At 37.7% G+C, this 13569-nt stretch carries 15 protein-coding genes and 1 other RNA gene; 9 read left to right on the plus strand and 7 right to left on the minus strand.

The features are described 5' to 3' along the window. The 3 genes from N784_RS15185 to N784_RS15195 all read right to left on the minus strand — a co-directional run. Positions 1 to 482: NEAT domain-containing protein (locus N784_RS15185; protein WP_198134445.1), on the minus strand; the 482-nt coding region annotated here is incomplete at its 3' end. 18 nt (positions 483 to 500) lie between these two features. Continuing rightward, positions 501 to 1187: a heme uptake protein IsdC gene (gene isdC, locus N784_RS15190; protein WP_052127373.1), complete on the minus strand. Its 687-nt coding sequence runs from the start codon at positions 1185 to 1187 to the stop codon at positions 501 to 503. Between the two features lie 110 nt (positions 1188 to 1297). Continuing rightward, positions 1298 to 1636, minus strand: a complete 339-nt coding sequence (locus N784_RS15195; protein WP_036836303.1) for an antibiotic biosynthesis monooxygenase — start codon at positions 1634 to 1636, stop codon at positions 1298 to 1300. A gap of 267 nt (positions 1637 to 1903) precedes the next feature. Here N784_RS15195 and N784_RS15200 point away from each other — a divergent pair, with 267 nt between their 5' ends. Next, positions 1904 to 2530 carry an FMN-dependent NADH-azoreductase gene (locus N784_RS15200; protein WP_036836306.1) on the plus strand — a complete coding sequence of 209 codons (627 nt, stop codon included), beginning with the start codon at positions 1904 to 1906 and terminating at the stop codon, positions 2528 to 2530. A 126-nt stretch (positions 2531 to 2656) separates the two neighbouring features. On the opposite strand, the gene N784_RS15205 is transcribed toward N784_RS15200, so the two are convergent. Further along, a complete protein-coding gene (locus tag N784_RS15205) occupies positions 2657 to 2947 on the minus strand; it encodes a YkvS family protein (protein ID WP_332307858.1) in 291 nt (96 codons plus the stop codon). Between the two features lie 275 nt (positions 2948 to 3222). Between N784_RS15205 and N784_RS15210 the strand changes: the two genes are divergently transcribed. The 3 genes from N784_RS15210 to N784_RS15220 all read left to right on the plus strand — a co-directional run bounded on the left by N784_RS15210 (position 3223) and on the right by N784_RS15220 (position 5577). Beyond that, a complete protein-coding gene (locus N784_RS15210) occupies positions 3223 to 4128 on the plus strand; it encodes a TIGR01777 family oxidoreductase (protein ID WP_036836309.1) in 906 nt (301 codons plus the stop codon). 96 nt (positions 4129 to 4224) lie between these two features. After that, complete coding sequence (locus tag N784_RS15215) at positions 4225 to 4545, plus strand: DUF4870 domain-containing protein (RefSeq protein WP_156965291.1); 321 nt, start codon at positions 4225 to 4227, stop codon at positions 4543 to 4545. A 162-nt stretch (positions 4546 to 4707) separates the two neighbouring features. Further along, positions 4708 to 5577, plus strand: a complete 870-nt coding sequence (locus tag N784_RS15220) for a glycerophosphodiester phosphodiesterase (RefSeq protein ID WP_036836313.1) — start codon at positions 4708 to 4710, stop codon at positions 5575 to 5577. Between the two features lie 44 nt (positions 5578 to 5621). Here the strand turns inward: N784_RS15220 and ptsP are convergent, their stop codons facing one another. Together ptsP and N784_RS15230 are read right to left on the minus strand one after the other, a co-directional pair. Then, entirely contained in the window at positions 5622 to 7337 is a 1716-nt protein-coding gene (gene ptsP / locus N784_RS15225) for a phosphoenolpyruvate--protein phosphotransferase (protein WP_036836316.1), read from the minus strand. Positions 7338 to 7340: 3 nt separating this feature from the next. Next, positions 7341 to 7607 (minus strand): phosphocarrier protein HPr, encoded by a 267-nt coding sequence (locus N784_RS15230; RefSeq protein ID WP_036836318.1) that lies wholly within the window; start codon positions 7605 to 7607, stop codon positions 7341 to 7343. Between the two features lie 280 nt (positions 7608 to 7887). On the opposite strand from N784_RS15230, the gene secG reads away from it, so the two are divergent. The 3 genes from secG (at position 7888) to rnr (ending at position 11401) form a co-directional block, all read left to right on the plus strand. Beyond that, positions 7888 to 8121, plus strand: a complete 234-nt coding sequence (gene secG, locus N784_RS15235; protein WP_036836321.1) for a preprotein translocase subunit SecG — start codon at positions 7888 to 7890, stop codon at positions 8119 to 8121. Positions 8122 to 8301: 180 nt separating this feature from the next. Next, the gene (locus tag N784_RS15240) at positions 8302 to 9051 is read left to right on the plus strand and encodes an alpha/beta hydrolase (RefSeq protein ID WP_036836324.1); all 750 of its coding nucleotides are present in this window, start codon (positions 8302 to 8304) and stop codon (positions 9049 to 9051) included. 46 nt (positions 9052 to 9097) lie between these two features. Beyond that, positions 9098 to 11401, plus strand: coding sequence for a ribonuclease R (rnr, locus tag N784_RS15245; protein ID WP_036836326.1), 2304 nt, complete (start codon positions 9098 to 9100; stop codon positions 11399 to 11401). Positions 11402 to 11435: 34 nt separating this feature from the next. Here the strand turns inward: rnr and N784_RS15250 are convergent, their stop codons facing one another. Beyond that, positions 11436 to 12278: a GNAT family N-acetyltransferase gene (locus N784_RS15250; RefSeq protein ID WP_052127374.1), complete on the minus strand. Its 843-nt coding sequence runs from the start codon at positions 12276 to 12278 to the stop codon at positions 11436 to 11438. 173 nt (positions 12279 to 12451) lie between these two features. On the opposite strand from N784_RS15250, the gene smpB reads away from it, so the two are divergent. After that, positions 12452 to 12916, plus strand: coding sequence for an SsrA-binding protein SmpB (smpB, locus tag N784_RS15255; RefSeq protein WP_036836327.1), 465 nt, complete (start codon positions 12452 to 12454; stop codon positions 12914 to 12916). Positions 12917 to 13065: 149 nt separating this feature from the next. After that, positions 13066 to 13428, plus strand: a transfer-messenger RNA (tmRNA) gene (gene ssrA / locus N784_RS16440). Positions 13429 to 13569 lie beyond the last annotated feature (141 nt).

Genomic DNA, 13569 nt, shown 5'->3' on the forward strand with positions numbered 1-13569 from the left:
TCATTTTGATCGGTGCTATTGCCGTTGTCCGGAATTACTGGAGTCAATACGTAACGAGTAATATACGTGTTATAATAGTTCATAAATGGAATTTCTACTCTGACTTGTGTCCTAAGTGGCTTAGATATATCATCAACTTCAAATTTTACTGTTCTTTCATTTTTTTGTTCATTTACATCAATCACTTCAGCATCTACAAACTCATCGTTTCGGTCTACTTTAAACCATTTAATCCAGTCGCTATGATTAAACGTAATCACAGCAAATTGTTTCCCGTTTTCCACAACGAGCTTACCAGGTTTATTGACATATTGATCCATCATTGATGTTTTTTCTTCATTTTCTTTTAATACGTTAATTTGTAGATCATATGTGCCGTCTTGTATGCCTGTACTAGCATGTGAGGTTGACGGAAGCATAGTGGAAAAAAATACAACGAAGGCAAAAAACGAGATAACATATTTCTTCATTTTATTTGTCATTTGTTTCAGTCTCCTTAATTAGAAAGTTTCTTTTCTTTGTTTTATTATACGAATGAATAGTACGGCACCACTTAAAACAAATAGAGCTACAAACAAATACAAGCTTGATAGGTCACTAGTTTTAGGGTTATCAATAGGTTGGGCGTTTTTCTCACTAGTTACCGAAGTGGTTTGATTTGTTTTGTCCCCCTTCTTATCCGTTCCTTGTGTATGATTTTGATCTGCTTTTTGTCCACCGCTTATTAAAGAAAGAGAAGATTTATCGAAATCAAGCTGGATAGTATAACTATTGTCATATAAAAAGTCTTCTCCGTTTAATTTTTGGTTAATGTAAACGTCGATTTTGGCTTGGACAGGTGAATCCACTGTGCTAATCGGAAACTCTGATACACGTGTATCTGCACTTTTATTCTCCTTTATTATTTTTTCCGCATGTCCTTCTACTGCTAATGATGTAATCCATTTACTATGATTCATGGGTACTTGGACACTCATTTTTCCGTCTTGAACAATTAACGTCGCGGGTTTATCAAAATAATCGTTTGCAATGGAAACATTCTTTTCTCCTGCTTTTAACACGGTGTAATTAATAGAATAGGTACCATCTTTCATTTCAGTAGCGTTCACATGGAAAGAAGGCACGAATATAAATGATATGATGATCAGTAAAGCAAATAATAATTTATAAACCGGTTTACTACTCACTTGGATTCCTCCTCATTTTCTTTTGTAATGATTATCATTCTCAGTTATTAATAAAAAAATATATGCTTTGTTAACCCAAAGCACGAGCAAGTATATGGAGTATTGGAATCTTATCCAGCTTTCTCAATTGTACTTTTGCTATGAACCTTTACATCATGTAAACCAATTTGATTGGAGAGAACGATTCTTTCTCCATTTTTATTTACTGGCGACTTATTGTTATGGGCTTCTTTAAATTGATTAGAATGCAACCAATTTTGAAAACTTGTTTCATTTTCCCAATACGTTAAAACCATCACTTCATCCTGTTTTTCTAAATTGCGGGTAGATGTAACGTATAATTCAATAAAACCAGGCATCTCTTCAATCCCTTGTCGTTTTTGGAAACGACGTACAATATAGTCTCCAAACCCTTTTTTTATTTGGAGTGTATTTGATGCAATAAACATGTGGTCACCTCCTTCATTTTTAGGAATAAACACATTATATGTAAATGGAATCTTTACAACGTGTTAATATTTACCTACAGATGTAAACACTTACATGTTAATTGATAATGATTCTCTTTGTCAATAGCATTCCTGATAATTTTGTCATTTTAAAGTGGAAACTCTTAAAAATAAATGGGGGTATTCAATTAAAAGAGCAGATATATTGTCATTTGAAAAAGAATAGTATAAAATTATCTTGAATTAAAGATAAAAGGAGCTAATAAAATGACAAAAGTATTTTATATAACAGCACACCCACTTAACGAAGCAGCCTCTTTCGGAATGAGCACTGGAAAAGCATTTATGGATACGTATAAGGAATTGAACCCAGAAAACGAAGTAGTTCATCTTGATTTATTTAAGGAATATATTCCACAAATAGATGCAGATGTATTAAGTGGTTGGGGGAAATTACAAGCAGGTGAGTCCCTTAACGAAGAAGAACAGAAGAAAGTGAGTCGTTTATCAGAGTTAGCAAATCAATTTATTGCAGCAGATAAATACGTATTCGTTACACCAATGTGGAACCTATCATTTCCTCCTGTAATGAAAGCATATATGGATGCGGTAGCTGTGGCAGGAAAGACGTTTAAATATACAGAACAAGGATCAATTGGTTTATTAACAGATAAAAAAGCACTTCATATTCAAGCTCGTGGTGGCATGTACTCAGAAGGTATTGCCGCAACGATGGAAATGGGCCATCGCTATTTAGATACAATGATGCAATTCTTCGGCGTCCCTAGTTTTGAAGGATTATTCGTAGAAGGCCATGCAGCAATGCCGGATAAAGCAGAAGAAATTAAAGAGAACGCAATTGCTCGTGCGAAAGATATGGCACACACATTTTAAATTAAAAAAGAAACTTGCTTGGTTCATTAAGATAGTTATATTGATATAATATATAGCATATAAAAGCACCAAGTACCTATTTCATTAAGAGGTACTTGGTGCTTTCGTTCATGCTATACTGGAACTTCAATTATTCGTTCCGCGTGCTATAATTTTATATTTGCCATGACCGACTACGGTTTTTTCAAAGTCCATTCCCATTTCATCGAAGTTGTCCATAACGGTCATATCTACGACAACAGAGTTTTCTAGTTTAGCAGCTGTTACAATCCCTTTTAACTCCTTTCCGTTTCGTTGGAAAGCAATGAGATCACCGACATTTGCTTTATTTTCTTCATTGGATTTCGCTTCTTCGTTTTCTTTCTGCTTGTTAAAGGCTTCATTCATAAGGCTATCTTTCAAATTATCATCTGACATACTCGGACTCCCCTTCCTTAATCATAAGGCTGCTGTGCAATTAACCCTTAATAATTATCCCAACGCATTATGCACCTTAAAATATAAGAATAACATGAACGTAGGATAAAGAGAAAATATAATACATTTGTATTGAATTACAGCTGAGAATGAAAGAAAAATATGTAATAATCATATCCTTTTTTTAGCTTGAAGTCCATAAATGTCAGTGAAAATGAAAATAGAGAATGATAGTATAGATAGTAAGTAAATAAAGTAGAGAGGAATGGCCGACTATGAATATTTTATTAAGTGGGGGAACCGGTTTTATTGGTAAGGCATTGGTGAGATATTTTATTCAGCGTGGCCATGTAGTCTATGTGTTGACGAGACGATCTAAACAAGATGAGGAACGAGTGCGTTATATTCCGTGGATGACAGGTGAAGAACGTGAACTTGATTACTTAAAGGACAACCCCATTGATGTGTGTATCAATTTAGCTGGGGAACCAATGTATGATGAAAAGTGGACTTCAATTAAAAAAGAACGCATAATAACAAGTCGAATAGAGGCTACTACCCGGATGATTTCTTTAGTGAAACAAATGGAAGTGAAGCCTCATACGTTTATTCAAGGGTCTTCAACGGAATATTATGGTTTCGCGCAGGATGAGCGTTTTACAGATCGAAGTCTACCACATTTAAATTCCTTTTCTAGTGAAGTGTGTGAGATTTGGGAGAATACGTTTCTGTTACTAAATGAGCCCAAGGTACGTATGGTGACAGCTAGAATGGGAATTGTTCTTGATGATGAGGATGGTCCATTGGAGAAACTAGCAACTCCTATTCGCTACTATTTAGGTGGAAAAGTAGCGTCAGGGGAGCAATGGGTATCTTGGATTCATTTGTACGACCTCGTCCGTATGTTGGATCATATTATAAACTCGCCAGCAATAATAGGCCCTGTCAATGTAACATCACCAAATCCAGTTCGTATGGATGAGTTAGGGAAAATGATTGCAGAGAAGTTACATAAACCTTATTGGCTCCCTTTACAAGACTGGTTACTAAAGATGATTTATGGCGAGCGGAGTGACTGGATTATCGAGGGAAAATATGTGTATCCTGAGAAAGTGACGAAGCAAGGGTTTACCTTTTTGTATCCCACATTGAGTGATGCTTTATTTGAAATTTATTCCTAGTATTTTGTTGCATTCGTCATAGTAGAAAATACAAAGTAAGGAATATAATGCGTTTTGGAGTGGTATACATAGAATAAATAGATGGAGGTGAAAGTGTTGGATTCGAACAAAGTGATTGCGTCTTTATGTTATTTTAGCATATTTTTTGCGCCGGTTATTTTACCGATTGTTGTATATTTTGTATCAGAAGGAGAAACGAAAGTACATGCGAAGAAAGCGTTCTGGTCTCATATTGTTCCTTATTTAGTGCTTGTAACAGGATTTATTGTCTTTGGAGTGGTAGGAATTACAACAAATAGTGGAACGATTGCCGGTTTGTCTTTTATCACTATCTTTCTTATCTTTGGATTGTTATGCCTTTTCTATTTTATATGGAATATAATCAAGGGAATTCAAGTGTTGCAAGGGAAAGCATAGAAAACTATAGCTTCTAATCTTTAAAGGATTAGGGGCTTTTTTTATATGAATGGGAGGATTTAAAATAGTAAAACTTGAATTAAAGATAAAGCATTCTAGGGAGTAGGAGTACACTCTCTTCTTAAAGTATCGTATGACTAAGAAAAATAAGGGGACAAAATAGTGAAAAAAGGTATAGGATGGGTGTTGACTGCAGCAGTAAGTATTCTTCTTTTATTCATTTCGTCTAATCAAGAAGAGCAAACATTTGCCCCAGTAGTTCCAGCAGACGAAATATTAAATGTTCCTCATAGAGGAGCTTCAGCATATGCACCAGAGCATACGATAGTATCCTATGAGCTAGGTCAACAAATGAGTGGGGATTATGTTGAAATTGATTTACAAATGACTAAAGACGGGGAATTAATTGCGATGCACGATGATACACTAGAACGAACGACTGGGGAAAGTGGAGATGTGTCCGCTTATACATTAGCAGAAATAAAGCAGATGGATGCTGGTTCATGGTTCAATGATACATTCCCTAGCTTAGCTCAAGATTATTATGAACAATTGACAATTCCAACTCTTGAGGAACTATTTCTTCACTTTGGTACGGGTGTTCGTTATTATATTGAGATAAAATCTCCTCGTGAAAATGACGGGATTGAGGAGAAGCTTTTGCAGATGATGGATGCACATAATATATCGTCTAAAGATGTGCTGATTCAGTCGTTTAGTGTGCGAAGTTTGAAAAATGTTCAGCGTTTAAATGAGGACATTTCGTTAGTACAGCTGCTTCGCTATGATCAGAAAGCTCGTATGACTAAAAATGAATTAGAAGCCTATAAGCAGTATGCGATTGGAATTGGGGCCAATTATGAGCAATTACATGAGGAGTATGTCCACCAAGTACGACAAAACGGACTTGAGTTACACGCCTATACGGTGAATAAAAAAGAAGATATGCATCGGTTGCTAGATTGGGGGGTAACTGGCATATTCACTAATTATCCAGATCGACTTCGGGAAGTGTTAGAGCAGAGAGAATGATAAAAAGATGATGCCCTTTAGGAACATCATCTTTTTTCGTGCGATTATAAATTCGCTTTTGCTTTCACAAATTCTACAACTTCTTCTGCAGTGTTCATGGAAAGGATTTCAGATTTATAAGAAGCCATTTCTTCTTTCGATAGGTTTAGAATCTGTGTGCGAGCTGGAAGAATAGAAGTGGCACTCATACTGAACTCATCTAAGCCTAGACCAAGTAAGATAGGGATAGCAATTTCATCTCCTGCCATTTCTCCACACATGCCTGTCCATTTACCTTCTGCATGAGATGCTTCAATAACGTTATGAATTAAAGCTAATATTGCTGGATTGTATGGTTGATATAAATAAGAAACGCGCTCATTCATACGATCAGCTGCCATCGTGTATTGGATTAAATCATTGGTACCAATACTGAAGAAATCTACTTCCTTCGCAAATTGTTTTGCCATGACTGCTGTAGAAGGAATTTCAACCATAATACCAACTTCGATATTGTCGGATACAGCAACGCCTTCGTTTGAAAGGTTTTGTTTCTCTTCTTCAAGTAATGCCTTCGCTTGACGGAATTCATCTAACGTCGCAATCATTGGGAACATGATTTTTAAGTTACCGTAGACGCTTGCTCTTAATAGTGCGCGCAATTGTGTACGGAAAATGTCATCACGCTCTAAGCAAAGACGGATTGCACGATAGCCAAGGAATGGATTCATTTCTTCTGGTAGGTCTAAGTAATCTAATTCTTTATCGCCACCAATATCAAGTGTACGAACGACAACAGGCTTATCACCCATTTGCTCTAATACGGATTTGTATGCATCAAATTGTTCTTCTTCCGTTGGTAGCTGGCTTTTACCCATATAAAGAAACTCTGTACGGTACAAGCCGACTCCTTCACCGCCATTATTGAGAACCCCTTCTACGTCTTCAGGTGTACCGATATTGGCTACAAGTTCTACGTGTTGTCCTTCCTTCGTCACAGTTGGTTCGTTTTTTAGCTTAGCCCATTGTACTTTCTTCTCGTCAAAACGAGCTTGCTTTTGCTTGAACGATTCGACTTGTTCCTCTGTAGGGTTAACAATGACTTCCCCATCAATACCGTCCACGATGACAAGGTCGCCTTCTTGGATAGAAGCCGTTACTTGTTTCGTGCCTACAACTGCAGGGATTTCCAAGGAGCGAGCCATAATAGCTGAGTGAGAAGTACGGCCACCAATATCCGTCGTGAAGCCCTTAACGAACTGTTTATTTAGTTGGGCGGTATCAGAAGGAGTTAAATCCTCTGCAATGATAACAACCTCTTCATCAATAAGGGCGGGATCAGGGAATGTTACTTGAAGCAAGTGTGCCATAATACGCTTCGTTACATCTTGAATATCCGCTGCTCGTTCTCGCATATATTCATTATCCATGCTCTTAAACATATTAATAAACATATTCGCTATTTCGTCTAAAGCTGCTTCCGCATTCACCTTGTCTGTATTAATTTTATCTGTAATTGGTTGAATTAATTCAGGGTCACTTAACACAAGTAAATGAGCAGAGAAAATTTCTGCTTTTTCTTGACCTAGTGTTTTAAAAGCATGTTCTTTAATTTTTGCTAATTCTTGTTTGGAAATTTCCAAGGCTTCTTCAAAACGAGTAACCTCTTGTTCTGTATTCTCAACCGTAATGGTTTCATAGGAAAGTTCTGGTGCTTCAAGTCGATACGCTTTTGCGATGGCAATTCCGTTAGAAGCTGCAATACCTTTCATACTGGTCATACATTATTCCCCCAAGTTTTCTTTTTTCAGTGTTTCTACAATAGACTGTAATGCCACTTCTTCATCCGTACCTTCTGCTGTAATTTTAATAGTTGCTCCGAATGGAATACCTAGAGACATAATTCCCATAATGGATTTTAAGTTTACGGTTTTCCCGTTGTATTCTAAATTAACATCTGCGTTGAAGTTACCTGCTTTTTGAACTAGTATAGTTGCAGGACGTGCGTGAACGCCTTCTTCAGATGTGATTTTCAATGTTTGTTCTACCATAATGAAACCTCCTTATACTATCTTGCACATTAATGGTTTGTACAACTATCTACTTTACCTGTTTTCTATGGTGCATTCAAGAATCGTGTCATAAATGCTAATAAAATAGTTGTCCATTCTCTTCTTCAGTATACCCGTTTCAAAGTCGTAGAAATGCTTTTATTTCTGAAAACTATGTGAATATATGGAGGAGGTAAGCTTGGAAATATCATCTTGCTCCTTGCTACCGTTTTGTGCTACATTATCATTAGGTAGTTGTACGTCTTAGGAGGTGGCTTTATTGTATACATTTGCAATTGTTTTACTTGTTATTGATGCTTTAGCTCTTATTACGTTAGTTCTATTACAATCTGGTAAAAGTGCGGGACTAGCTGGATCGATTTCAGGCGGTGCAGAAGAATTATTCGGTAAGCAAAAAGCACGTGGCATGGACGCTTTTTTTCATAAAGCAACTGTCGTAACGGCCGTTTTATTATTCGTGCTTACATTTTTAATAGGATATGTTCTTGATTAACAACGAGCGCTTTGTCTCGTTGTTTTTTAATGCTTCATTGTAGAAACTTGTGAGTAGTTTCGAGAATTTAGATTATGATATGATAAAGTCATTCTCATGCCATTCTATTCTTTCTTTATAATGCTAATATGATCAGCATGTTATTTAATAGGAACTGTAGTAAAAGGAGTGCAAGTATAGATGAAAATTAAACAACCTCAACCATTTACGTTTGAAGCAGGTAAACGTGCGGTATTGTTATTACATGGGTTCACAGGTCATTCTGCAGATGTGAGAATGTTAGGTAGATATTTGCAGAAGAAAGGGTATACTAGTCATGCACCGATTTATAAAGGTCACGGGGCACCACCGGAAGAAATTCTGAAATATACACCAAAAGATTGGTGGCAAGACGTGCAAGAAGCTCTGCAGCACTTGAAAGACTTAGGTCATGAAGAGGTGGCTGTTGTTGGCTTGTCATTGGGCGGGGTATTTAGTTTGAAGTTAGGTTATAGTGAAGCGGTAAAAGCAGTAGTGCCAATGTGTGCGCCTATGTTCTTTGACAATGAAGAACAGTTGAAGCAAGGGTTTAAGCAATTTGCTAAAGAGTACAAACAGTTAGAAGAAAAGTCAGAAGAGCAAATCGAGCAAGAAATGGAAGCGTTATTAGTCAATTCGACAGAAACGTTTACAGAGTTGAAAAACCTAATTAATACTGTGAACAAAAACGTTGATATGATTTATGCACCAACGATGGTTGTACAAGCAAGAAAGGATCAAATGATAAATACAGATAGCGCTCCATACATTTATGAACATGTTGAAGCGGATTTGAAGCACATCAAGTGGTATGAAGAATCAGGTCACGTTATAACGCTTGATAAAGAGAAAGAAAAGTTACATGAAGATGTGTATAACTTTTTAGAATCACTTGATTGGTCTGTGGAATAACACAGAATGATAGAAAAGGAATTATTAATGAAAGAAGGTGAATGGTATGAGTGAACTATTGAAAAAACAAATTATCGACATCATTAATGAGAATACGACAAAACCATTATCCGTACAAGAAATTGAAGAGATGGCGCAGTTAGAGGGATCAGAAGAATTTACGATGTTAATGAAAGCACTGAACGCATTAGAGGAAGAAGGCGAGCTTGTTCGTACGAGGAAGAATCGTTACGGATTACCTGAGAAGATGAACTTAATCCGTGGAAGGATACAAATGCACCAGAAAGGGTTTGCTTTTCTAATTCCAGATGATGAAGAGCAAAGAGATGTATATATCCATCACTCTGACTTGCATTCGGCGATGAATAATGACCGTGTGTTTGTACGGATTGAAACGAAAAGTGATGACGACAAACGCCCAGAAGGTACGGTTATCCGCATAATAGAGCGTAGTACGAGCAAAATCGTTGGTACGTATGAAGACAATGGATACTTTGGCTTCGTCATTGCCGATGATAAACGTATCCCGAACGATATATTTATTCCTAAAGGGGCAACGAATGGAGCGGTGGATGGACATAAAGTAATTGTACGTATTACGAAATTTCCCGAAGATCGCATGAGTGCGGAAGGAGAAATTGTCGAAATACTAGGGCACAAAAATGACCCAGGTATTGATATTCTAGCTATTATTCATAAGCATGGTATTCAAGCGGAATTTCCGAAACCTGTAATGGAGCAGGCGCAGCAAACTCCTGAAGAGATTACAGAAGAGGAGATTGTGAACCGTCGCGATTTACGAGATGAAACCATTGTTACTATTGATGGAGCGGATGCGAAAGATTTAGATGATGCTGTTACCGTTCGGAAATTAGAAAATGGTAATTATCATCTTGGCGTACATATTGCAGATGTTAGTTATTATGTAGAAAAAGGCTCGCCTATTGATGAAGAAGCATATGAACGAGGAACAAGTACGTACTTGGTTGATCGAGTTATTCCGATGATTCCGCATCGTTTGTCGAATGGAATATGCTCCCTGAATCCGCAAGTAAATCGATTGACGCTTTCTTGTGATATGGAAATTAACTCTAAAGGTGAAGTAGTTAAGCATGATATTTTTCAAAGTGTGATTAAGACGAAAGAACGAATGACATATAATGATGTGAACCAAATCTTAGTTGATGAAGATGAAGAGCTAATTCAGAAATACGAAGAGCTTGTCCCTATGTTTAAGGATATGGAAGAATTAGCTAGCATCCTTCGGCAAAAAAGAACAGATCGAGGGGCAATCGATTTTGATTTTAAAGAGGCGCAAGTACTTGTTGATGAAGAAGGGAAAGCGTTTGATGTCGTATTGCGAGAACGCTCTGTTGCTGAGAAGTTAATTGAGGAATTTATGCTAGCAGCAAATGAAACGGTGGATGAGCATTTCCATTGGATGAACCTTCCGTTTATTCATCGTGTACATGAAGAGCCAGACGAATCCAAGCTACAACACTTCTTTGAGTTTATTACGAATTTCGGCTATGTTGTGAGAGGTTCTGCTAATGATGTCCATCCGAAAGCGTTGCAAGAAGTGCTAGAGGCGGTAGAAGGAACGCAAGAGGCGAAAGTTATTTCGAAGATTATGCTTCGTTCCATGCAGCAAGCACGTTATGATGGGGATAACTTAGGGCACTTCGGGCTGGCAGCTGATTACTATACCCACTTTACATCGCCGATTCGTCGTTATCCAGATTTAATCGTCCATCGACTAATTCGTACCTATCTTATTGAAGGAAAAGTAGACCAAGAGACGAGGGATTATTGGAAAGAAGAAATCCCTGAAATTTCCCGTCATACCTCGGAAAGAGAACGTGCGGCCGTTGATGCAGAACGAGAAACAGACGATTTAAAAAAGGCAGAATACATGCAAGATAAAGTTGGGGAAGAATTTGAAGGGGTTATTAGCTCGATTACGAACTTTGGCCTATTCGTTGAATTGCCAAACACAGTAGAAGGCCTCGTACACGTCAGTTATTTAACAGACGATTACTACCATTTCGAAGAACGTCATTATGCGATGATCGGAGAACGTACCGGCAATGTGTTCCGTATAGGGGATGAAATAACGGTTAAATGTATTAACGTGAACATGGAAGAGCGTGCCGTTGATTTCGAAATATCAGGTATGGAGCCGCCGAAGAAGCGTCCACGTCCAGAACGTCCTAAAGTAATTAGAACAAAACAAGACTCTTCTTCTTATAAAAAGAAAAATGCAAAAAGCAAAAAGAAGAAAACGAAACAAAACAAACCGTTCTATCAAAATAAAGGTGTACCTAAAGGAAAGAAAAAGAAGAAGAAATAAGCGAAAGGATGGTGTTGTTGCCATCCTTTTTTGCTTATGTTAGCCATTTTTCATATAAATGCCATTCATCGTTTGAGTTCATTACGAAGCGACTAGATAGACTTGATGCTGCAGTTGGAGAAAGGTTTAGCCAAATGTTTTCTACGTTTGATTGGCTTTGTATATGAGCAGCTACTGTACTCCAAAAACCAGCTTGGAGATGGAGGTCATCCCAGAAGTATTTCACATGCGCATACACGTAATCCTTTATGTCTTCTTGAATAAACATAAACCGTTTTCCTTTAGAGTGTATATAAAAAGAACCAGTGCTCAAGTATGCATCAGTCAAATACAGACGATCTTTTGGTAAAGGATAATAGGCTTCATAAGAGAAAATCGTATTCTGGGTAGAAAGCAAGTATTCTCTTATTTTGTCTGTGTTCGTTATTTTTTCCCAAACTTCGCCATCCTTCTGTAAGTGGTGAAGAGGAAGTTTAACATGTTGAATCGTTGTCATATGTTTTAAATCAAGCTTTTGTATGACTTGACGTGCGGCGCTATTGGTCCTTTGGGTGTAAGCACCAACCCATTCTAACTTCGTATTGTGCTGTATATAGCGAATGATTTCATTTAATAAATAGGTAGCATGCCCATTCCCACGGTAACGAACGTCACTGCGGAGACGACCTAGCATGGCGTAACGATGATGAAACGTCGTGTAACCAGCAATCGCTAGCATTTGGTCACCATTAAATAGCCCAAATACTGTATTGTTCTCACGACTAATCAACTCAGGGAATATACGGATAACGTAATCATCATCTATATTTGTTTCCATTTGCTTGAGTACTTTTAAATCATCCATACGTAATTTTCTAACGTGTAATACGCCATTCATTGTTTATTTCTCCTTTATCTGATTGAACTATTCGGAATTTTCTACACTAATATTCGCACAAAGAACCTTTCCATGTCCATAAATATATTTCACCCGTTATAATGGTTGGTACAATTGGATATTGGACAGATTTTTGCTATAATATAAGTCACGCAATAAGAGGAGGAACGGTTATGCCAAAAGGTCAAGGAAAAGCAATTGCCCAAAATCGCAAAGCATCCCACGATTTTATCATAGAAGACACTGTTGAAGCAGGAATGGTATTGAAAGGAACGGAGATTAAATCCATTCGCGCTGGTCGCGTCAATATGAAGGATTCCTTTGCTCGCATTAATCATGGTGAAGTATTCGTGCATAATTTACACATTTCCCCTTACGAACAAGGGAATCAATTCAATCATGATCCAACAAGAATGCGTAAATTGCTCCTTCATCGCAAACAAATCGATCGCTTAATTGGCGAAACACAACAACAAGGTTATTCCTTAATACCATTAAAGATGTATATTAAAAATGGTGTAGCGAAAATGCTTCTAGGTGTTGGTAAAGGGAAAAAGAAATACGACAAGCGAGAAGACTTAAAACGCAAACAAGCTAAGCGAGATATTGATCGAGCAGTTAAAAATAGTGGTTACTAAACCATTCCCATTAAGTACCACACCCTATTATTTGAAAGTTGATCGAGATATGTTATAATAACTTATGTCGCCAAAGAAAAGGCGCAATGACAACTGAATATGGAGTGCAATGATAAGCTCCATTCCGTTCAGTTCTCCTTATTTTATATGGGGACGTTACGGATTCGACAGGGATAGGTCGAGCTTAAGTTGCGAGCCGAGCGGTACCTCGTTAAAGGCCATGCCTAAATTATAACTGGCAAAGAAAACAATTACTCTCTAGCAGCTGCATAAGCTGATTCTAGAGGATCCTTCCTACCATCGCCCGTGTGGTAGATAGAAGGGTCTCAAACTGAAGCGGGCTATGCGTTCAGTCGCCGTCTTAGGGTGAACGAAGAACTTAATAAGACTAGCTACACGGAAGCCTGTCGATAGGCTGAAGTGCTAGCGAATGGCTAATATATCGACTACGCTCGTAGAAGCTTAAGTGCCGATATCTTTGGACGTGGGTTCGACTCCCACCGTCTCCACTTACAAAACCCAAATACTTGGGAAAACGTACAGTGGTATTTGAAGCAAGAAAAGGTATTAAGAACCAAAAAAGTGTTAGTAAGAGCAGAGATTAAATTCTCTGCTCTTTTTTATGTGCGCCCTGCATGGGCGGAAACTTGGTG

Origin of the sequence: Pontibacillus litoralis JSM 072002 (assembly GCF_000775615.1) — a bacterium.
In the GTDB taxonomy this organism is placed as follows: domain Bacteria; phylum Bacillota; class Bacilli; order Bacillales; family BH030062; genus Pontibacillus; species Pontibacillus litoralis.